The organism is Lacipirellula limnantheis, assembly GCF_007746075.1.
GTDB lineage: Bacteria > Planctomycetota > Planctomycetia > Pirellulales > Lacipirellulaceae > Lacipirellula > Lacipirellula limnantheis.
This window is the reverse complement of the sequence record NZ_CP036339.1, coordinates 2,826,314-2,848,887: the sequence shown is the minus strand read 5'-3', so window position 1 is coordinate 2,848,887 and position 22,574 is coordinate 2,826,314. Positions and strand designations below refer to the sequence as shown.

14 protein-coding genes and 1 pseudogene are annotated in these 22,574 nt (G+C 60.8%); 14 read left to right on the top strand and 1 reads right to left on the bottom strand.

All coding sequences use genetic code 11. From position 1 onward, the window contains the following. Nucleotides 1-1,098: 1,098 nt before the first annotated feature. The 13 genes and pseudogenes from I41_RS11185 to I41_RS11125 all read left to right on the top strand — a co-directional run bounded on the left by I41_RS11185 (nt 1,099) and on the right by I41_RS11125 (nt 18,627). The gene (locus I41_RS11185; protein WP_145432626.1) at nt 1,099-3,330 is read left to right on the top strand and encodes a hypothetical protein; all 2,232 of its coding nucleotides are present in this window, start codon (nt 1,099-1,101) and stop codon (nt 3,328-3,330) included. A 459-nt stretch (nt 3,331-3,789) separates the two neighbouring features. Further along, nucleotides 3,790-5,754 carry a protein kinase domain-containing protein gene (locus I41_RS11180; protein WP_145432625.1) on the top strand — a complete coding sequence of 655 codons (1,965 nt, stop codon included), beginning with the start codon at nt 3,790-3,792 and terminating at the stop codon, nt 5,752-5,754. 132 nt (nt 5,755-5,886) lie between these two features. Further along, nucleotides 5,887-8,157: a chemotaxis protein CheA gene (locus I41_RS11175; protein ID WP_145432623.1), complete on the top strand. Its 2,271-nt coding sequence runs from the start codon at nt 5,887-5,889 to the stop codon at nt 8,155-8,157. Between the two features lie 3 nt (nt 8,158-8,160). Further along, entirely contained in the window at nt 8,161-8,601 is a 441-nt protein-coding gene (locus tag I41_RS11170; protein ID WP_145432622.1) for a chemotaxis protein CheW, read from the top strand. Nucleotides 8,602-8,760: 159 nt separating this feature from the next. Next, nucleotides 8,761-10,599: pseudogene (locus tag I41_RS11165) on the top strand (methyl-accepting chemotaxis protein); the annotation flags it as partial. A 54-nt stretch (nt 10,600-10,653) separates the two neighbouring features. Next, on the top strand, nt 10,654-11,025 hold the full coding sequence (locus I41_RS11160; RefSeq protein WP_145432621.1) for a response regulator: 372 nt from the start codon (nt 10,654-10,656) through the stop codon (nt 11,023-11,025). A 4-nt stretch (nt 11,026-11,029) separates the two neighbouring features. Further along, nucleotides 11,030-12,094, top strand: a complete 1,065-nt coding sequence (locus I41_RS11155; protein WP_145432620.1) for a protein-glutamate methylesterase/protein-glutamine glutaminase — start codon at nt 11,030-11,032, stop codon at nt 12,092-12,094. Continuing rightward, complete coding sequence (locus I41_RS11150; protein WP_145432619.1) at nt 12,087-12,932, top strand: CheR family methyltransferase; 846 nt, start codon at nt 12,087-12,089, stop codon at nt 12,930-12,932. Before I41_RS11155 ends, I41_RS11150 begins: the two co-directional genes overlap by 8 nt. Then, complete coding sequence (locus I41_RS11145) at nt 12,929-13,432, top strand: chemotaxis protein CheX (RefSeq protein WP_145432618.1); 504 nt, start codon at nt 12,929-12,931, stop codon at nt 13,430-13,432. The genes I41_RS11150 and I41_RS11145 overlap by 4 nt, the downstream gene beginning before the upstream one ends. 330 nt (nt 13,433-13,762) lie before the next feature. Then, the gene (locus tag I41_RS11140; protein ID WP_210421159.1) at nt 13,763-14,407 is read left to right on the top strand and encodes an MIP/aquaporin family protein; all 645 of its coding nucleotides are present in this window, start codon (nt 13,763-13,765) and stop codon (nt 14,405-14,407) included. A 142-nt stretch (nt 14,408-14,549) separates the two neighbouring features. After that, nucleotides 14,550-14,741 (top strand): hypothetical protein, encoded by a 192-nt coding sequence (locus tag I41_RS11135; RefSeq protein ID WP_145432617.1) that lies wholly within the window; start codon nt 14,550-14,552, stop codon nt 14,739-14,741. Between the two features lie 1,117 nt (nt 14,742-15,858). Further along, nucleotides 15,859-17,304 carry an outer membrane protein assembly factor BamB family protein gene (locus I41_RS11130; RefSeq protein WP_145432616.1) on the top strand — a complete coding sequence of 482 codons (1,446 nt, stop codon included), beginning with the start codon at nt 15,859-15,861 and terminating at the stop codon, nt 17,302-17,304. A 384-nt stretch (nt 17,305-17,688) separates the two neighbouring features. Continuing rightward, nucleotides 17,689-18,627 (top strand): PEP-CTERM sorting domain-containing protein, encoded by a 939-nt coding sequence (locus I41_RS11125; protein ID WP_145432615.1) that lies wholly within the window; start codon nt 17,689-17,691, stop codon nt 18,625-18,627. A gap of 118 nt (nt 18,628-18,745) precedes the next feature. On the opposite strand, the gene I41_RS11120 is transcribed toward I41_RS11125, so the two are convergent. Beyond that, entirely contained in the window at nt 18,746-19,669 is a 924-nt protein-coding gene (locus I41_RS11120) for a hypothetical protein (RefSeq protein ID WP_145432614.1), read from the bottom strand. 633 nt (nt 19,670-20,302) lie between these two features. Here I41_RS11120 and I41_RS11115 point away from each other — a divergent pair. Beyond that, nucleotides 20,303-22,495, top strand: a complete 2,193-nt coding sequence (locus I41_RS11115; protein ID WP_145432613.1) for an alpha-galactosidase — start codon at nt 20,303-20,305, stop codon at nt 22,493-22,495. Nucleotides 22,496-22,574: the final 79 nt, after the last annotated feature.

Genomic DNA, 22,574 nt, shown 5'->3' with positions numbered 1-22,574 from the left:
ACTCGGCAAGGATAGGCTCGACGTTCGAAAGGATAAAGTTCGCAAGTCGCATTAACAGTTCTCAGAATCGTCGGGCGGGCGGACAAAGCTTCACTCGTGGCTGAAGATCGCCCAACGCTCATCTTAGGATGTTTTCTCGCTAGCGCCCGACTTTGACGAAGATAATTTGAACACGGCCGCGTTCTTGCCGTGCCCGTCAGGCGCATTGAGGCGGCGGCGGGCCAGCATGCGCTGGCCGCCCCATGATATGGACTCAGCCTTCAACCGCGAGCGGCGAAGAGGCGTGATGCGGCGGGCCGACGGCACTGAGTTCGGGGGGAAACCGCATTTCAGGGCAGCCAAGGCGCCGCGGCGGCGGCCTATACGAATGAGCAATATCTGTGCGGCGACGGCCCCGGACACGTGCTCACCATGGGCGGAACCGAGTGGTGCTACCCATGAGTCCCATCGGCCAGGCGTTGCAATACGTGCTGCCGCGCTGGGATCTCCAAGTCCACGACTGCGAGAATGGATCGCTAAGCATCCTCAAACACTTCAGCGAGCGGATGGTTTGTCTGTGGCCATTGGCCGCAAACATAACGTGTTGATGGGCGGCGACGACGGCGGCAAGGCGGCTGCCGGACTAAACAACAACATGTCCAGCGCCTAGACGCATTAGGTTGAGCCTTTTGCTGACGTGCGTCACTTGTTGGACCCGGCGTCGCGCGTTGCGTCCCGTGCGTTCACATCACTCCGAGGCGCCGAGTTATTCGTTCGCCGCGGCGCGCTGACCTAGCTTCGTAGCGACAACGGCCCGCACTTCCCTCAACAACGCTCCGCGAGTGCCTGGCTCAAACCAGTCGGGTTGCCCTCGCCGCGACTTCCTTCCAGTCAGGAACCATGGCCCGCGGCCGATGGCCGATCGGCGATTGGCCACGCCTATCGTAATGAATTACTATCACGTTGTGCCCGGCGCCCAGTGCGCTCGAGCGACCTGCGGCCTCGCCAACCAATAAGCCCGGCTTGTCGGCACGAAACCGCGAACTCCACCATGAGTTGTCCACAATGAGAATCATGTACCTGTTCGCCGTCGCGTTCCTATCATGGTTGCCGAATGGTATGACGCCTCTTCCTATTGTTTCGGCCGATCAGCCGCGAAGACGAGGCTCGGAAGCCGTCATTGACGAAGTCTATCTGCAAGAGGTCGGTCGGCAGATCCCATCGTCGGTTGCACTGACGAGCGTCGCCAGTTTCGGCCAACGCATTATTGCGGGTTCCGACCAGGGGCTGTTCGTCGTTGACGGGGAACAGCTTCTTCCGGTGGCCGAAATGTCGCAACCGATTCGTCGACTGGTGTCTACGGAATCTGCGATGTGGGCAATTGCCAGCGATGGCTTGTACCGGCTGGAAGGCAGCGTATGGCAGAAGCTCTCCGGCGAGTCGTTTAACGATCTCACCGCCCATCTCGGCGAAACAATCGTTGCCAGCGAGCGGCGCCTATGGCGCGTCGTCGGCGAGGGCCTGCAGCCATATTCGGCAGCGGAGTCGCCGTTTCCTATTGCCCGCATCATTTCCCACTGCGAAACGCTCTACGTCCTTGGTTCGGGAAGGCTTACTTTCGTCGACGGAAATCGGATCGGCGCCAGGAACGTCTATGGGTGGCCCTCCGACAAAGCGTGGGACTGGGGAATGCTCCCTTCGCTCTCAACGCGCGACGCCCTGAGCCAAGGCAGTCGGTTATACATTGCGACCGACCGAGGCTTGGCGATGCTGCGCGGGATGCTCATGACCGTTATTCGGGGCGAACAAGGACTCTGTTACGAGGACGCTCATTGTCTGGCAAAGGGGTTCGACGACGACCTTTGGATCGGAACTACTCGCGGCGCCATCCGGATGGTCGACGGAGCCTTTCACTACTTCGCCGGGCGGCGCTGGCTCCCCGACGAGCAGGTCAACGCGATTGCCGTCAGCGACCGTGCGGCATATTTCGCGACTCCCAAAGGGCTCGGCGTCATCGAGTATGAGCCGTACACGTTACAGAAGAAGGCCGACTACTACGAACGTCATTTGGACGAGTGGGGCCAGCGGCGCCTGGGCTTTACCCACAAGCTGGAATGGGACGGCAAGCGGCAGGAATACGTCCGCGAGGTCAGTGACAACGACGGCGGCTACACGGGCAATTATCTGGCCGCTCAAGCCTATCGCTACGCCGTCACGAAGGATTCCGTCGCCCGCGAGCAAGCAGTGCAGACCTTTCAAGCTCTCCGCTGGCTCGAGTCGATGACGTCGATGCCGGGATTCCTCGCCCGTTCAGTCTGGGCCAAGGGCGAGGTGGGACATCAAGCCGACCACGGTTCGGGGGGCGCCCCGGCAGAGTGGCATGACACGGCGGACGGGCTGTTCGAGTGGAAAGGCGATACATCCAGCGACGAAGTCTGTTCGCACTTTTACGCCACGAGGCTCTTCCTCGACCACGTCGCACAGGGTGAAGAAGTCGAGCAGGCCAAACGCCATCTCGCGAGCATCGCCGCGCATATCGCCAATAATGGTTGGAAGCTCATCGACGTCGACGGCCAACCGACGCGTTGGGGCCGCTGGGATCCCGAGTACTTCACCACCGAAGAAGGGATGTACGACCGCGGACTGCAGGCGCTCGAGGTCTTATCGTTCATGAAGACCGCTCATGTGCTCGCCGGCGATGAACAAGCGGGGACGGCCTACGATCGACTCGTCGCACTTGGCTATCCTGACTTCACGCTCCGCCAGCGCAACACGTTTCCTCCCGACGGCGTGCTCCATTTTTTGGATGAGCTGGGATTTTGGAGCTACGCCAATCTCCTCGCCTACGAACAGGATCCGCTGCTGCGGGGAAAGTATCGGCGAAGTCTCGAACGATCGTACGAGCTTGTACGGATTGAGCAGAACCCTTGGTTCAATTTTGTGTACGGCGCCCTGACCGGGAACGAGTGCGAGGTCGGACCGTCGGTCAGGCACTTGCGCGAGTGGCCGCTCGACCTACGGGTCTGGAGCTTTCAAAACTCGCATCGCGCCGATTTACGGACGCCCGTGGGCTACGAAGCGAACAAGGCGGGCATTCGCGCGTTCTCGCCGCGTGAAACGGAACCGATGCGGTGGGACCATTGGACGATGCAAGCTGACGGCGGTTCGAGCAATCCCGACGTGATCGAACCCGGCGCGTGGCTTCTTGCTTACTGGATGGGGCGATACCACGGCTACATCACGCCGCCGACGACGACTGATCCCGCGGCGCTGCAGGTTAAACGCACCGGAAGGACAGACTTAGGAGCCAAACCGTACACCGGCCCGCCGCGCCCAGATTTGGCGAAGTAGCCGCAATCCTTACGGCGCACGGATTCACCGAGGCGCGCGTTACGCCGTCACTCGGCAAGCGAGCCTCGGGGCCGGCAGGTCGCCCCCCCGGGGAGGTTGGCGATTACAATCAGGCCGGCGTGGACAAGTCGTGCCCATATTGCGGGGAGCCGCGACAGCTAAACGGCCGCGAAACGAGCTAGCAATTGGAAGTTCTGCCGGCCGTTCTGAAAGGCTTCGAATACTCACGAGAAGCCAATCGCCAAGGGCATGCCGACGAGTTCCGGCAAACCAAGGACTTGGAGCGAATCAATAAAAAAGAGGCGTGGCGTTGTCGGGGGTTGGATTCTTGCAAATGGTCGAGCACCTCATACTTGTGTTAAAATCGAGGAGCGACGGCGTCCGCTGTTCACCAGGTCGTTATGGGGTCCCTATTCGAACATGGGATCACCTTCACGCCCGCTGTAAGTTGAACTTGTTATGCTTGAGAACACACGTCAGGCCACCGCATCTTTCTCGCAATTTGTCGACAATGCCGTTGCCAGCGGTTTACTGCCTGACGATGAATTGGCCTCGCTAGTCGCTGTAGCAAACGGGGATCCAGAGGAACTATCGAGGCTTGTTTCCGACAAGGGACTCCTTACTCGATTCCAGCTGGCGGCCTTGAACGAAGGGCGGGGAGATTCGCTTCGCATTGGCAACTACGACATTCTCGATCGCCTCGGCGCCGGTGGCATGGGCACTGTGTTCAAGGCCCGACACCGCCGCATGAAGCGGATCGTGGCGTTGAAGGTATTGGCCGAGAATCTCTCTGAGAACCCACTCTTTGTGAAGCGGTTTCAACGTGAAGTGGAAACGATCGCCGCACTGGGGCACCCCAACGTTGTCATGGCGTACGACGCTGACGAAGCCGAAGCGGGCCATTTTCTGGTGATGGAGTTCGTCAACGGCCGTGATCTGGCGGCCTGCCTGGAACGGGAAGGGACGTTCGCACTGTCACGCGCCGTCGATTGCATTCTCCAAGCTGCCCGTGGACTGGCCTATGCTCATGCGCAGGCGATTGTTCACCGCGATGTAAAACCACATAACTTGCTCCTCGACGAAAGCGGCGTGATCAAGGTGACCGACCTGGGATTGGCTCGGCTCAACCATGGGGCTGCAGGTGCGGCGGCCGGCGCCGATGTGACGATGGCCGGCGGCGTGATCGGCACTGTCGACTACATGTCGCCGGAGCAGGCTATCGATTCCACCACCATCGATCACCGGGCTGACATATACAGTCTCGGTTGTACGCTGCATTATTTACTGACCGGCGGGCCGCCCTATAGGGGCGCAACCATCATGGAGATCTTGCTCAAGCACCGTGATGGCGAAATTCCCCGCCTCCGCGCGGCGCGGGCCGAGTCACCTCCGCAGCTCGATGATCTGTTTCGTCGAATGCTGTCCAAGACGCCCGAAGAGCGCGTGCAGCAGATGTCGGATGTCGTAGCCGAACTGGAGGCGATCGCGGCAATTCTGCCGAAGGATCCCGAGCGGGGGGCAACCAGGGCGATGCTGGAATTGCCCTCCGAATTGAATGCCGCCTCGACCATCGACATCGCGACGATGCCGCCGAGCACGCTGCCAATAGCATCGAAAATTACGCCCCTGACGGTGCTCGTCGTGGAGCCGTCTCGCGTGCAAGCAACAATCATCAAAAACTTTCTGCAGGAAAGATCGCTTTTTGTGGTTGGCGCCGTATCAAGTGGAAAGGCTGCGATCGAAGCGGTTCGTAGCCTACGGCCGCAAGTGGTGATTTCGGCCATGCACCTATCGGATATCAACGGGGTGGAGCTGGCCCAACAGATTCGCGAGGAGATCAGGATCAATGCCCCCGGCTTTGTGCTCGTTACCAGCGAGGCCAACGACGGCGAGTCCGCGGAGCTAAGCAAACTCAACCGAGTCCTTCTACTCCCCAAGCCGTTTACAGCCGAGCAAATGGTCCAGGCGCTCAATATGGTGACGGGAGCTTCGATGCCGCTGCAAGCCGCCGCCTGTAGCGGGGCTTTTCACCCGCTCGGCGAAAAGAAGGATCGCCGCGAATTACGGGTTTTGATCGCCGACGACAGCAGCACGGCGCGCATCCATGTGCGGACGGTGCTCCAAGGCTTGGGATTCACCCAGTTTCTCAAAGTGCCCGATGGAGCCCACGCGATCGCCATCGCCGCTCGCGAAAGTTGTGATCTGATTGTGACGGACTATAACATGCCCCTGATGGATGGCCGGGCTCTGGTGAGCTATTTGAAGCAAAATCCGGCAACCTCCTCGATTCCAGTTATGATGGTAACCACCGAGACCGATCCCCGAGTGCTCGATCCCGTGCGGCAACTGGGCGTGGTTGCCATTTTCGAGAAGGCTTTTCCGTCCAGCGAGGTGGGACCAATCCTTGACTCGTTGTTCGGCTGAGGACGCCGCGGGCGGCAAGGCGCCTGGCAGCTTAGTGGCTGATAGCCAAAAACAGGCGAGCTGGTTGGGAACAAATGTTCCATGGAGGGCGCGCAAGCGGCGATGTAATTTCAGCGAGCGGATGAACTGGGCATGTCGAATAGCGAAATCCTCCGCGAGTTCTTGCTGGAAACGCACGAAAACCTCGCGTTGCTCGATTCCGATCTCATCACGCTTGAGAAGGAACCCGCCGAAAAGAATACGCTCGCCCAGGTCTTTCGCACGCTGCACAGCGTCAAGGGAACGGCTGGTTTCTTGGGACTGGTCAAGCTCCAGGCGGTCGCTCATTCCGCCGAAAGTCTGCTTAGCAAGCTGCGCGCGGGCGAAATGCGATTCACCCCCACCATCGCAACCGCGATGCTGAGCGTGGTTGATGCGATTCGCGAAATGCTGGCGAGCATCGAGACTTTCGGGAACGAAGGGTCCGGCGAGTACTCAGCGCTGATTGCGGAAGTAGATCGCTTGCGCGAGGCTGGGGACGGCGAAGTTCTGGCGGCGCAGCCAGCGGAGGCTGCTCTCCTCGTCACGCAGCCCGTTATCGCATTACCGGTCGCACCGCCGCCGATGGCTCACGTCACGACGCCGACGCCCCCCCTCATCATCCCATCCCCTGCGGAGACGATCGCACTTCCACCTTTGGAATCCGCCTCGGACGCCAAGGCGGCCCACGTGTCCGACTCCAACATTCGCGTCGACGTGGGCCTGCTCGATAAGTTGATGACGCTCGTAGGCGAGCTTGTCTTATCGCGGAATCAGATTCTGCAGCACAGCGCATCGCACGAGGATGACGCCTTTCTCGGCGCGGTGCAGCGGCTCAACCTGCTCACCACGGAATTGCAGGCGAGCGTGATGAAGACGCGGATGCAACCAATTGGCAACGTGCTTAATAAGTTCCCGCGGGTGGTTCGCGATCTGGCACTGGCTTGCGGAAAAAAGGTTCGCTTCGAGATGGACGGGCAGGATACCGAGCTCGATAAGACGCTCATTGAAGCGATTCGCGACCCGCTCACACATATGGTCCGCAATGCGATCGATCACGGAATCGAGCCGCCTGAGATTCGCAAATCGCGCGGCAAGTCTGAGGAAGGGCGATTGCGGATGGTCGCCTGCCATGAGGGGGGGAAGGTGATCATTGAGATCACCGACGACGGCGGCGGCATCGACGTGGCCCGCGTGCGGGACAAGGCGCTCAGCGCCAAGCTTGTGTCGCCGGAGGTGGTCGCCCGCATGTCGCGGCAGGAAATCCTGCGGCTGATCTTCATGCCCGGATTCTCGACGGCCGCAAGCGTTACTCAGTTCTCTGGCCGTGGCGTGGGAATGGATGTCGTTCGCACCAATATCGAGAAGATCGGCGGCACGGTCGACGTTGAAAGCCCTCAGGGGCAAGGAACGACGATCCGCACGAAAATTCCGCTGACTCTTGCGATCATTCCGGCACTGATCATCGACAGTGGCGGCGAACGGTACGCCATCCCGCAAGTGAGCCTGTTGGAACTTGTGTCGCTCAATCCTGATCAGGCGCTGAGGGGCATCGAGCGCATGCACGGCGCACCAGTGTATCGGCTGCGCGGTACTCTGTTGCCGCTGGTATTTCTCGACGAGCAATTGCAGATTGAAGTGACTCGCGGCGTCGCTGACGATGTAAACATCATTGTCTTGCAGGCCGACGATCGCCCGTTCGGACTGGTCGTCGACGCGATTCGCGATACCGAAGAGATCGTCGTCAAGCCGCTGCAGAAGCAACTCAAGGGAATCTCAGTCTTTTCCGGCGCGGCAATCATGGGCGACGGCCGAGTCGCGCTCGTCCTCGACGTGCTGGGCCTGGCTCAACGCGCGAGCGTGATCTCCGGGGCTAAGAGCCGAACTCTCGGCGAACAGGAACGGCCGACGGCGCCGGTGGCGAGCGCAGGGCAAACGCTGCTCCTGTTCGCGCCCACCGCCGGAGGGCAAATGGCAATGCCCTTATCGCTTGTAGCCCGACTGGAGGAGTTTCCCCGTACAGCATTGGAAAACCTCGGCGCTCGCCCGGTGGTCCAATATTTTGGACATATCCTTCCGCTCGTCGATGTTTCCGAAGAGTTAGAGTGTCTCCGACTCGGCCGCCGTTCGTTAAGGTCGCAGCGGCGACGTCACAGCGTGTCCGACGCCGTTTCGGTGGTGGTATGCGCTGCCGGAGATCAACAGGTCGGCCTCGTTATCGACCGGTTTCTCGATATCGTCGACGACCACGTGGCCGATCGTTCGCGGGCGAGTCGACCGGGCGTATTGTTCACCTCGATCATTCAAGAACAAGTTACGGAGTTTATCGACGTCGCCGCGTTGGTTCGCGCAGCGACGATCGATCTCCTGCCGCACACCACATAATCCATGACTGCCAGCCATCAATACTGCACGTTCTACTTAGGCGATCAATGCTTCGGACTCGACGTCTTGAAAGTCCAGGAGATCGTGCGCTATCAGCCCCTTACCATGGTCCCGCTCGCCCATCCCATGGTGCGGGGCCTGATCAATTTGCGCGGGCAAATCGTCACCGCGATCGACCTCCGCGTGCGACTCGCACTTCCCCCGCGGCTGGAGAGCGACGAGCCGGTCAACGTCGTGTTGCAGACCGACGACGGTGCAGTCAGCCTCATGGTCGACGAGATCGGTGACGTAATGGAAGTGGCTGAAGAACACTTCGAACGCCCGCCGGAAACGTTGCGAGGCGCAGCTTGGGACCTGATCCAAGGGGCGTACAAGCTGACCGATCGCCTGCTCGTAATCCTCGATCCGGAGCTCGTCGTGTCGCTGCCAGCCGAGCAGAATTGACAACTTACCTGAGTATGCCCCTGTTGAATGTGAGAAACCTCCATGAAGCCGAGCAAACGCGCCACGAAAGCCAAGCCTGTTGGCAAGCCGACGTCGAGAAAGTCGTTGAAACTAGCCGCCTCCTCACTGGACTGCGTGCAGGCGAATATCTTCGTCGCCAATCTCAATTTCGAGATCGTCTACATCAACGACTGTGCGAGACAGACGTTGAGTCAGATCGCGGGCGAGATCCGTGCGACGTTCGGCGTGGAGGTCGACGATATCCTAGGCTCGTCGATCCATAGATTTCACAAAGACGCCGCTCGCGTGGAAAACATACTCACCAATCCCCGCTTGCTACCGCACCAAGCCGAGTTTAACTTTGGCCCGATCACCCTACTGACGCGCATCAACAGCGTGCACGCAGCCAATGGCCGCGTCCAGGGTTATGTCGTCGCCTGGGACGACATCACTCGCCAGCAGCGGCTGGAACTTGACTACGCCGGGCAGATCGCGGCCATCCAGCGCTCGCAAGCGTTGATCGAATTTGAGCTGGACGGCACGATAATCAACGCCAACGACATCTTTCTGAAGACGATGGGTTACTCGCTGGAGGAAGTCAAAGGGCGGCACCACAGCATGTTCGTCGACGAGAGCGCTCGAGCCAGCGCCGAGTACCGCGAGATGTGGCAGCGGCTAAATCGCGGGGAATTCGTCGCCGGCGAGTTTTTTCGGGTCGGCAAGGGGGGGCGCGAGGTTACCATTCAAGGCGTCTACAATCCAATTTCCGACAAGCACGGCAAACCGTTCAAAGTCGTTGAGTATGCGACCGACGTGACGGAGGCTAAGCTGCGCAATTCCGACTATCAGGGACAAGTCGCAGCGATTGGCCGCGTGCAGGCCGTTATCGAGTTCGGGCTTGATGGGGTCATTACCAGTGCCAACGACAACTTCCTTCAGGCCATGGGGTACCGGCTCGATGAGGTGCAGGGGAGGCATCACAGCATGTTTGTCGATCCGGCCTACGCCAGTGGCGCCGAGTACCGGCAGTTTTGGCTCGATCTCGCCGCAGGACGCCAGCAATCGGGCCGCTTCCGCCGCCTCGGCAAGGGCGGACAGGATGTTTGGATCCAAGGATCCTACTTTCCCATTCTCGATTACGCCGGGCGACCGTTCAAAGTCGTTAAGTACGCCTCGAACATCACGCCACTGAAGCAAGTCGAGGCGGCGCTGGAAAACACCGTGCAAACCCTGGCCAGTGCGGCCCAGGAGTTGACTTCCGTGAGCCAGCAGATGGCGTCGAACTCCGAAGAGACGGCGTCGCAAGCCAGCGTCGTTTCCGCCGCGGCCGAGCAAGTCAGTCGGAACGTGGAAACCGTCGCCAGCGCTGCGGAAGAAATGGGCGCGAGCGTCAAAGAAATCGCTAAGAATGCCAACGAAGCCGCGCGCGTCGCTACGGCGGCGGTGAAAGTGGCTGATAAGACCAATGCCACTGTTTCCAAATTAGGTGAAAGCAGCGCGGAGATTGGCAATGTGATCAAGGTGATCACCTCGATCGCTCAGCAGACCAATTTGCTTGCGCTCAACGCCACGATCGAAGCGGCGCGAGCTGGCGAGGCAGGCAAGGGGTTCGCGGTCGTCGCGAACGAGGTAAAGGAACTCGCCAAGCAGACGGCCAAAGCCACGGAAGACATCGGCCGTAAGATCGAGGCCATCCAGACCGACACTAAAGGCGCGGTGGAGGCGATTGCCCAGATCGGCACAATCATTGGCCAGATCAACGACATTCAGAGTTCGATCGCAAGCGCCGTGGAAGAGCAAACGGCAACCACGGCGGAAATTTCTCGCAACGTCGGCGAAGCCGCCATGGGGAGTCGCGAGATTGCTCAAAACGTCATGGGCGTGGCCGAAGCCGCCCGCGGCACGTCCGAAGGGGCCGCCAATACGAAGGCGTCCGCCGAGGAATTAGCCCGCATGGCAGTGGAACTGCAGCACTTAGTGACCAAACTCGGTGGGTAATTCGCGTAAGATGATGTGGACGTTCGTCGGCGCGCCTGGCGGGAAATTTGGACGATGCAAGCTCTTGTAATCGACGACTCGCGGGCAGTGCGCTTGCTCGTAGGCAACATTCTCCGCGAACAGGGTTTCGATGTCGTCGCTGCCGGCCACGGCCAGGAGGGCCTGGAACGATTGCAAGAGAACCCGGAGATTCAGCTTGTGCTCGTCGATTGGAACATGCCGGTGATGAATGGCCTGGAGTTCATTCAAGCCGTGCGAAAAGTGAGGGCGTGGGACGAAGTGCGGCTCGTGATGGTCACTACCGAAACCGAAAGCGAGCAGGTGCAGCGGGCGATCAACGCGGGCGCCAATGAGTACGTGATGAAGCCCTTCACCGCCGAGGTGCTCGTCGCCAAGCTTTCGCTGCTGGGAGCCTTTGAGGATTAGGGGCATGGAGAAGATTCGCGTACTCGTTGTCGACGACTCGATCGTCGTGCGTCGAGTGGTCATGGAAGAACTTGAAGCGCAGGCGGATATCGAGGTCGCCGGTTCCGCCTCCACCGGGCGGATGGCGCTGGAAAAGATGAACCAGCTCAATCCCGATCTGGTTGTTCTCGATATCGAAATGCCGGACATGGACGGCCTGACGGCGCTGACCCATCTCCGCGGCAGCCATCCCGCGACTCCAGTCGTCATGTTCAGCTCGCTCACCGAACTTGGCGCCGCGGCCACGCTGGAGGCGCTTTCTCGAGGAGCGTCCGACTTCTTCGCCAAGCCCGGTGGGCCGGGCGGGCTGGAAGCATCGCGGCAAATCATCCGCGCCGAACTGATTCCCTCGATCCGCGCGCTGTGCGCCAGTAAGCCGCCGTCGCCGCCCAACCGCGAAAAAACACCGACGACCCCGCGGCCGTCCCGCCCAATTGCATCCAACGCCCGGATCGACGTCCTGGCGATTGGCGCATCAACTGGCGGCCCGAACGCCTTGGCCGAGATCTTCACTCTTCTGCCGCCGAGCCTACCGGTACCGATCGTCGTAGTGCAGCACATGCCGCCCATGTTCACCCACATGCTGGCGGAACGACTTTCCAAGAACTCGCAGATCTCGACGGTGGAAGCGAAGTCGGGAAGCGAGTTGGAACCAGGCAAAGCGTGGGTGGCGCCGGGCGATCATCACCTCATTCTCGTACGAGAGGGGCAACGAATTCGAACCAAGATCAACCAGGAACCGCCAGAGAACGCCTGCCGTCCGGCGGTTGATCCACTTTTCCGGTCAGTTGCTAGCCTCTATGGCGCCAACTGCCTCGCGGTGGTGCTCACCGGCATGGGGCAGGACGGCCTGCGGGGCTGCGAGGCGATTCGTGCGGCGGGAGGACAAATCCTCACCCAAGATGAAGCCACGAGCGTCGTGTGGGGAATGCCCGGCTTTGTCGCTCGCGCTGGCCTGGCCGATCGGGTTCTGCCGCTGCCGATGATGGCCGGAGAGATTGTTCGCCGCATAAGAGGCGGCCGTGGCTGATACGACGGTCTCCGCCGCCGATTTCGCCTTTGTCGCTAAGTTGGTGCGTGAGCGATGCGCGCTCGTGCTGGAGCCCGGTAAGGAATATCTGGTGAAAGCCCGGCTCTTGCCGTTGGCCGAGCGGCACGGCCTCGCCGGCATCGAGCCGTTGATCGACAGGCTCCGCGGGTCTGACAGCGGGCTGACGACCGAGGTTGTCGAAGCGATGGTTGTCACCGAAACGTCGTTCTTTCGGGACATTCACCCGTTCGAGACGCTCAAGAAGACCGTGCTCCCGAAACTGATCGCGGCTCGCCAATCTGTGCGCCAACTTAATATCTGGTTCGCCGCCAGTTCCAGCGGCCAAGAGCCTTACTCGGTAGCGCTGATGCTGAGAGAGTGGTTTCCTGAACTCAACTCATGGCGACTCAATCTCTCAGCGACAGACGTCTCGCACGACATGCTCGACCGCTCCCGTGCCGGGCGATATTCGCAGGTGGAAGTGAACCGGGGGTTGCCGACTTCGCTGTTGCTGAAATGGTTTCGGCAGGAAGGAGCGTTCTGGCACCTCGACGAACGCATTCGCAGGACGGTGACGTTCTCCCCGCTGAACCTCGCGCAACCCTGGCCAGCCATGCCCACCTGGGATTTGGTGTTCTTACGGAATGTGATGATTTATTTCGACAACGACGTAAAGAAATCGATCCTGGGCCGCGTCGGCCGGGTGCTCAGCGCAGACGGGTACCTTCTGCTCGGGGGCGCCGAAACCACGTTCAATCTCGATGACTCATTCTATCGCGTTGAGACCCTTCGGTCCGGCTTTTATCAGTTGAAGCCACCGAGAGAGCTTATTCCATGAACGAATTCAACATCCTAGCCATCCCGCCAAGTGAAGCAGCCAACGCCTTTCAATCGGCCGCGATCACCGCCCTGCAGGAATTAACGCAAATCGAAGCGTATTCCGAGAGTAAGCTGCCGACGATAAAAGACATGCCTTCACAAGAAGTCGTTTTGGCCTCAATCCAACTACAGCGTCAGATTCCGGGCACAATGACGTTAGTTCTGACGTCCAAGGCGGCCTTGCAACTAGCGGCCCGCTACCTCCCCGATGGCGTCCAGCTGACCGAGGAACTCATCAACGACGTTGCGGGCGAGTTCGCCAACGTGATTGCGGGGCAAGCGAAAACGATCCTCAAGGGAACGCCGTACCATTTCAGTATGTCGACGCCCGTCGTGACTCGCGCGGAGAGTCCCGCTCAAATGCCCCATGTCACGGATGCCCGTTACGTCCAGCTGAAGGCCATCGATTTAGGCCCAGTGCTCTTACTGGTTGACCTACAACCGCATGTAGCTGGATGACCCATACTCGTCACAATCGCGCGCGACGCAGGGTAACCGCGAGGCTTCAAGCGCCGCCGCGGTAAGGACGTGGTCTCAGGACCCGCCTAGCTGTTCGCCTCTTGGACGAGCATGGCGCCCAAAACGCACACGCCGGCGGATCATCCGCTTCCGCTGTATTGACGGTCGCCTACCGACGAAATAGATTTTGTGCAGCCTTGCAGGCTGTCGGGTTCGGTCAGTCGTCTCGGTCCTACGATCACCGCCGGCCGTGCCTTATCGCCGTGATGCATCTCGCGGGATGCCTCGCACCGAAACCGTTGACTCTCTACCTAATACCTCGAGAAATTCATGTTGGCTCGCAAGTTGGTGACAGAAGCAATCGGCACGTTCTTCCTGGTCCTCACGGTTGGATGTACCGTGATCCTGTCTTCGGATGCGAGCAAGGGAATCATTCCTCCCTTGGCGATTGGGTCAGCCCTGATGGTGATGGTCTATGCGGGGGGACATATCTCTGGGGGCCATTACAACCCGGCTGTCACGTTGGCAGCGACTGTCCGGGGCCGGCACCCGGTAAGCGAACTCATACCTTACTGGATTGCTCAGATCCTTGGCGGACTGCTCGCCGCTGCCGTCGCGATGTTCCTAACCGCCGGCGTCGCCGTCGCCGCCCCCGCCCCGCCAGACGTCGCGAAGGCTCTCGTCGCCGAGTTCCTCTTCACGTTTGCGTTGGCGTTTGTCGTCTTGAACTCGGCGACCGCCAAGGCCACGTCGGGAAATTCGTTCTACGGGCTGGCGATCGGCTTCACCGTTCTCACGGGCGCATTCGCCGTTGGTTCCATTTCCGGCGGCGCCTTCAATCCAGCCGTCGCCCTCGGCGCCATGGCGATGAATCTTATCGATCGGCCCTCGGTGTGGATCCACGTTGTCGCCGATTTGGCTGGGGGCTTCGTGGCTGGTCTGGCTTTCTTGTACCTCCATCCGGACGACAAGTAGGGCGGCATTCGCGGAGACTTTTAGCAATCCCTGTTCGACGTCTTGATGACGCTGGACCATTGCCGTAGACGCCGGCGCCCGAGATCTGGTCGCCTGCCAAGTATCCCTGATTTGTTGAAGGTAACCGGCAGAGTCATCAGTCGTGTCGTGCATTGAATGGACCGACGATGAGACGGGCATGCGCAATGGGTTTCGAGAGTTTCCCGAGCGCGACGCCGTCTCGGATATCGCCGTCGATAGCTTGATTGCGAAGGGCTTGCTGGAATTGGCGGCAGGAAAGATCGTCGTGTCGCCCGCCGGCGCCGCCTGGCTGAACCTGGCGTCGATCCGCTAGAAGCGGGGGTCGATGACTCTGGTCAGGATGTCCGCCAGGACGCAGACCGTAGGGGCGACGCCGTAACGTCCAGCCGATGGCGCAAAAAGCGTAGTGGGACATCGCGATCGGTTATTTCGAGTCTGTTTCATTTCCACGCCCCGCGCCCGCCCTACCCTCCGAATAGTGTTTGTCGTCACCGAGAATTTGGCGTTCTTGGCGTGGCGCCGAGGGTTCGCCTCACAACGGCGAATATCGCTATTAAGGACACGCGTATGTCCTGACGCCAGTGTCACTCCAAGCAATGCAGATTCTCTTCACTGCGGGCGGTTGAGTTGGTTATGGTTTGTCTTCATGGTCGTCGTCCCAGCGTGACGATTGAGAGTCCCTGCATACAATCCCACACGATGACATGCCGATGATGATAACCACTATTGGAATCCAGGGGACTAGATCGCTCAGCGATGCGAGAATGAACGGCGATTCAATCATCTCGCCACTCTAACGCATCCATTCCGCGGTCGCACACTTCTCCATTCTGTACGTTTGATTTGCCTTTTTTTGGCTGCCAATTGGCAACGAGATGTGCGATCGGCGAGCGTAGCTTTTCTTGCGTTCAACGTGTCACGGCCATCAAGAAAGACGAACCACCCAAGGACCGCCCCAGTCGCAATCGGACTTCTTGGAAGCGCCGGTCGTTTCCAGGGCGTGCTCTCCAATGGAACTCCCATCGACGTTGACGCAACGGCCAACGTCGTACGCGTACCGGAACCTTCATCTCGAGTGCTGGCGGGTCTCGTGATCGTTGGCGGCAGTGCCTGCATGAGGTCGCCTCGATCGCGATGGCTGCGACGTCGGAAAAGGGCCTCCAAACCCTTTGACACTTTGATTGAAATGGCGAGCGTTCTCGCAACAAGCGCCGAGGATCAGGGAAATGGCTCGGCCTTGATCCGCGATCGCACTGCGAAGAGAAGCCGTCCAAATCAGCACGCCTCGCCGTACCGCTTGTTCTAGGAGCCCCCTGAGGCGCGGCTCATCCAAGCTCATTTGGTCGCGGAAAGACTTGTTTAGAACAAGGCGGCCGTCAGAATGAACTCCTTTGACGATGAGGCCAGCCTGCTCAAGCGGAGACGACGACATGTCTAAACTGGTAATTGCATTTCTTCTGTGCTTCGCGTCTGCTGCGATCAGCGCCGAGATCGCTTCGCCGTGGCCTCGCTTCCGCGGGCCCAACGGTTCCGGCGTTGCCGAGGGTCAACAGCCCCCGATCCACGTGGGTCCGGAAGAAAACGTCCTCTGGAAAGTCGAGGCGCCGCCGGGGTTGTCGTCGCCCATCGTGCTGGACGACCTCATCGTGATGACAGGATTCGACGGAGGCAAACTCTGGACTATCGCCTACCGCCGCAGCGACGGGAGCGAAGCGTGGCGGGCAGCGGCCCCTGCAGAGCGACTGGAGTCCTACCATCCGGCGGACGGCAGTCCGGCCGCGTCGACGCCGGCGACCGACGGCGAGCGGATCGTCTCGTACTTCGGGTCTTGCGGACTTTTCTGTTACGACAAGACCGGCCGAGAACTCTGGAACTATCCGTTGCCGACGGCGGCGACGCTCGGTAATTTTGGGACCGGGACATCGCCTGTTATCGAAGACGGGGTCGTCTTGCTACTGCGCGACGGACCAAGCGATTCGCAGCTAATCGCGCTCGACGTCGAGAGCGGCGCCGTCAAGTGGCGGCAACCGCGCACCTCGCGCGGCGGCTTCAGCACGCCGGTGATTTGGGAGACGGCCGGTGGCAAGCAGGTGGCTGCAGCGGGCCACGGGCGATTGATAGGATACGATCTGCAGACCGGCGAACCGCAGTGGTTCGTCGAAGGGATGCCGACCTCATGCTGCGCTTCGCCAGTGATCGCCAACGGCGATCTTTACTTCGCCGCTTGGTCGCCCGGCGCAGCTGGCGACGCCGATTTCAAGCTGCCTACGTTTCAGCTGGTCCTGTTGGCGGATGGGGACGGGGATGGGGCGCTCTCGCGTGAGGAACTGGCCAAGAGTCCACTCAAGGATTTTTTTGACGTGATCGACGCGAGCCAAGACGGCTCGATCACCAGCGACGAATGGGACGCTGCTGGTGCGTTGATGGCAGCGGCGAAGAACAGTGCGTTTGCCCTGCAGCCTGGCGGCTCGGGCGACGTGACGGCGACGCACGTCCGCTGGCGCCATGAAGGCGGACTTCCCTACGTCCCGTCAGCGATTGTGTACAACGGCCAGCAAGTGATGGTGAAGGATGGCGGCATCGTCACCGTGAATGACGTCGCCAGCGGCGAGGAGCTGTATCAGAAGCGAGCCGTGGCGTCCGGAGGATACTACGCGTCGCCCGTGGCGGCCAATGGCTCCATCTACTTCACGTCGCTAACCGATGGCACGATCACGGTGCTCAAGGCAGGCGAGTCATCTCCCGTCGTGCTCGCGAAGAATCCTCCGCTGGGCGAACGAACGTCGGCCACTCCGGCGATCGCCGACGACACCCTTTATGTCCGGACCGCGGGACGCCTCTATGCTTTTCGCGAGCAATCTGACGCGAAGCGTTGAGTGGGCCTGCCGCCTCCCTCCAGTTAGCCATGATGCTTGCCTCGGCAGCTAAGCACCACGCGTGACGTGCCAGGGGGCCGCATCAGCGCGTAGCGCTGCCGATTTACCTTGCCTACTTCCGGAAACTCGACCGCCCCAAGGCGATTGAACGCTCGCCGCTAGCAGCGAGCGCCGCCGCCGCCCCCTTGAGGCGCAAAAAGATAACCAAGAAAGTTTTCTAGCCAGCGACGCTTCACGCACGCGCAGCCGTTACAATTGCCGCTACGCTACTTCGGTAATGGTCGACGGGGGTGCGCCGGGGTCCTCCGGACGGCCATCGGTCCGCGGCGCTGTCGCCGATCCACGCGGCTTTTCCACTGACTTTTCCACCACCGGGACGCACTGATGCTCACATCATGTTTTCGCTGCAGAGGATTGCTGGCCTTCCTGGCCTTAGCACTGGCCGCGCAATCGTCCGTCCAAGCCGCAGGCTGGTACGACGACTTCAATGACGGCAGCGCGACTGACGGCAACCCGGTTACCTGGCAGTCAAACGCCAGCGGCTATTTCCCCAACGGCGTCCTGAACGCATCGACCGGCGACTATGTCTTGTCCTCCCCAGATGACGGCGATGACAACAGCGTCATCGAGGCCTCGGTCGATATGAATTTCACCGACACCTATGTTCGCACCCAGGCCGTGGTCATGCCCGGAGAGCAGCCAGAGCAGATCGGCGGCACGCTTGGCGTCTGGGCCCGCTACGACCCCGCGACCGTGACCGGATATTTGGCAATTCTCAGTAACGAAGTCGGACGTGTCGAACTGTTGCGCATCGATCCTGGCGTCGATATTGTTACCCTCGACGAACTAGGCGGTCTTGATATCGATACCAACGCCGACGCGATGATTGAACTGAACGTCGTCGGCGACCAATTGAGCGTCTATTTGTGGCGTCCCGAGGATCCCAAGCCATCCGAACCGACCGTCACAGCGATCGATTCCACTTACACGAGTGGCAGGGCCGGCATTCTCCACAACGAAAACAACGAGAACACCTTGGGCGTTTTTCGCTTTGCGGCGGCGCAGGACACCCCCTTCGTCGACGGCGTGGCGGGCGATTTTGATGGCGACAATTACGTTGACGGGGCCGACTTCCTCGATTGGCAGCGGGGCGGATCGCCCGCTCCACTCAGCGCGGCCGACCTGGCGACCTGGAAAGCAAACTTCGGCGCGGCGCCGCCCGTCGCGACGGCGATTCCAGAGCCGACGACGCTTGCCATGGCGCTGGGACTTTTTGGACTCGTTGCCGGGGGACGTCGTCGCAACCATTCGAAGGTCGCCTAACGCCAATGGCAGCCCCTCGGATGGCTCCGGGGCTGCCATTACCCGGCCGATCGGTTGTGGTCCCGCTTGCGCTGCGCAGCTCGTGGCAAACATTTCCAGACTTCGCACGAGGGGGTCATTACTTCACCAGCTCGCGCGCCGCTACGCCGGCGCCGATGAGCGGTTGCGGACCAACGCACGGCGTGCAGTTGTCTCTGACAATGGCCTTCGCCGCGGCGACCGTGGCTCGGGTATCGTCACGATACGGCAGCGTGCGCCACACCTTTCCGGTCAGCACGCTCCGCACGTAGCCGAGAGCCTTCCAGTCCCGGTGTCGATCGGGACCAAACCGATGGAGCCACACCTTGTCCTCGACGACAATGTTGCGATCCCAGAGATGTTTGAACTGCGGAAACGCCCGCGGAGCCGCTTCGATGCCGGCACGCTCGGGAAACATGTCATCGGCCGTAGCCAAGGTAAGAAGATCGACGGAGACGGCCGCGGATTGCTCCTTGGTAACGCCGCGGTACGGTTGCTGGATTGCATTCTCGGCAGCGTCGAGATAGATCCCGCGGAAGCCCGCGTCCGCCAACGGCTTCAGGTTGCGAGCGATCAGTGCGGCCCGATCGGCAGCCGACAGTTTTCGTAATCTCGGCGTCAAATCGACTCCGCCGAAATAGCCGTAGCAGGGCACGTCCTTCGTGATTTCTTTCCAGCCGTTGGCCGACGCGAAGTCGTCGAGCAAGAAACGGGCGCCTGCGGCGCGCGCCTGGTCGATCGCGTCGATCGTCATCGCCTCCCCGTCCGCCGTGAATTGGCCCCAGGGATGGTGGATTAAAATCGCAGGCTTCACCCCCGACTGTTCGCACCACCGCAGCGCCGGCTTCACGTGCCGTTCGATGAACGCTGGCCAGCCGCCGTCGTTAAGATGCCAGCCGGTTTGCCCGGCGCTCGTGCCGCTATAGGCGATCGGCCAGTTTAGCACGAGGTCTTGCCCGTCGGCGGCGCGGCAAGCGACCAAGAGCAGCGCCCAAACCATGATACTGCCTAGTGATCCGTTCATTTCACTCGCCAAACATCGTCGGGGTTAAGGCGACTCATCTTACATCCTTTCCGCTGTCCTTGGTGCATGTCAATCTAATCTTACGCTCTGCCGCAGGAGGCGCAGGTCCGCCGGCAAGCCGAAGGTGCGTAGCTGACCGTTGCCTCCACTCGTGGGCGAGCAGCTTGACTTCAGCGATCTGGCAACGCCTACTAAGGTCGTACTGGTTCACCTGTCCCGCCCCAAGGCCACGTCGCGCCGGACTACGTCGCGTCCTTGTTCGCTCCAGCAGAACAAGAGGCAAACGAACCGAACAGCGGCAGGTCAACCGGCAGCCGTCGTGGCCTGAAGTGAAGTCGGTTCGGCGCGCGTCGCTGTCAACAGGGCGAGGCCAGCGCACCATGCCTCAACCGCAGCTCGCCTCCGGAATCCCGTGGAGATCATCTCAACATGCCAGTTGCCGCTGCAACCGCCGAAAGACTCCCTCTGCCAACGCTGAGTCGCGCTTGCGGGCTTGCGACGAGGATAGCCCTTGCGTCTCGCAGACGCCGCCCGTCAAGTCGTACCGTCCGCTGCGTCTTCGCCACTTTGCTACTTGCAGCCAGTTTTTGCTGCCGAGCGTCTGGAGCGACGGCCGCGCTGGAGTCGCTCCCTTTGGCGCCTCCGCCGCTGCTCTTCTGCGAACATGACTGGCTACTTTCGGACAAGCCGCTCGCGGCGGGAATCTATCGCGATGAACAATCCCGTGATCTGATTCTGGACAACGGACTGATCCGACGCACCATTCGGCTCTCGCCGTACGCGGCGACGATAGCCCTGGACGACCACCGCACGGGCGCTTCACTGCTGAGAAGCGTCCGTCCCGAAGCGCTGGTCACCGTTGACGGACAACCGTGGCGGATCGGCGGCGCCGCAGGCCAAGAGAATCACGCCTACTTGATGGCCGACGCCGCAGACCGGTTGAGCGACGAGCCTCCGGCGCGGACCGGCGCCCCTGGGCCGACCAGCGATGGCGCGACGCCCTCGGCCGGCGACCAAGGTCGTTCTCCGTTCACGTTAACGGGATTTACGACTTCCGACATCCACACACCGTTCGCCTGGAAGCGCACCCGTCACGCGGAAGAGCATCCGTGGCCTCCCAAAGGGGCGGCGGTCGTGTTGCATTTCGAGGGCGTCGACGCGGCGGTAAAAGGCGTGTCCGTGGACGTTCGCTACGAGATCTATGCTGGCATCCCGGTTATCTGTAAATGCCTCACGATCACGAACAGTTCCCCGCGTTCGATTCGGATCGATTCGCTGACCACGGAACTCTTGGCGGCCGTCGAAGGAGAATCGATCGTCGATGAGAAGCCGGAGGGGACGTGGCAGCGACCGCCGATCGACGTCCTGAGCGACTACATGTTTCATGGCATGGACCCTCGGTCTGCCAATCGAGTCGCCCAGTGGGAAGCGGATCCGCTCTATCAAACGCAGGTCAACTACGCCCTCAAGACGCCATGCCTCTTGGCATGCCGAGCTCCGACGGGTCCGGGCGTCGACGTGGCCCCCGGCGCGTCCTTGGAGTCGTTTCGGGTATTTCTGGTGCTGCAAGACTCGTCTGACAGAGAACGCCAGGGCCTGACGCTACGCCGCACCTGGCGGACCTTAGCGCCCTGGACGACTGAAAATCCCTTGATGATGCATGTGCGCGACTCAGAGCGGACGTCGTTCCGCGCGGCCGTCGACCAATGCGCCGAAGTCGGCTTCGAGATGATCATTTACACCTTCGGCAGCGGCCTGAACATGGAGGACACGACCCCCGCCTACGTCGCCAAGATCCGAGAAGACGTCGAGTATGCGCACGCGCGCGGCGTCCAAGTCGGGGGCTATTCACTCTTCAGCAGTCGGCAGATCGACGAGCATAACGACGTCATCAATCCGGAGACCGGTCGGACGGGCGGGGCCATTTTCGGCAACGCGCCCTGCTTTGGCAGCGAGTGGGGACGGCAGTACGAGGCGCGCATCAAGGAGTTCCTCGAAAACACTGACCTCGACCTGTTGGAGCACGACGGACCGTACCCCGGCGACCTGTGCGCGTCGACCAACCACCCGGGACACCGCGGACTCGAAGACTCGCAATGGACGCAGTGGCAGACGAGCAAGAATCTCTACTCCTGGTGCCGTGCTCGCGGCATCTACGTCAATCAGCCCGACTACTACTTTCTGTCCGGGGGCAGCAAGACCGGCATGGGATATCGCGAAACAAACTGGTCGCTGCCCCGCGCCCAGCAGCTCATTCACGCCCGCCAAAATATCTACGACGGCACGTGGACTAAAACGCCATCGATGGGTTGGATGTTCGTCCCGCTGACTGAATATCATGGCGGCGGCGCGGCGGCGACCATTGAACCGCTGGATGAACATCGAGATGACTACGAAAGGCACCTCGTCAACTGCCTCAGCGCCGGCGTTCAGGCCTGTCTGCGCGGACCGCGACTCTACGACACTCCGGCGACCCAACAGATGGTCTCCCGCTGGGTCGCCTGGTTCAAGCAGCACCGCGCGATTCTTGAGTCAGACGTCATTCATGGGCGTCGCCCCGACGGCCGCGACGTCGATTTTCTTGTGCACGTCAATCACCGCTTGCCCGAGCGCGGACTCGCCGTCTTCCACAATCCTCTGGAAGTCGCCCTGACGCGAAAGATTCGACTGCCGCTCTATTACACGGGACTCGTGGACCGAGCGCGCGTGCGGGGCGTCGACGATGCGACGCAGACGATACGGCTCGATGGTCAAGGCCAGGGAATCGTCGACGTGACGGTTCCCGCCAAGGGGATGACCTACCTGGTGATCGAGCGAGCGGAGTAACGGGCGAGTTGCCGAACAATTTTCCCCATCGCCTTTCGGCAAGCCGCGCGCCGTCACATTGCGGGTTGCACATGCGGCC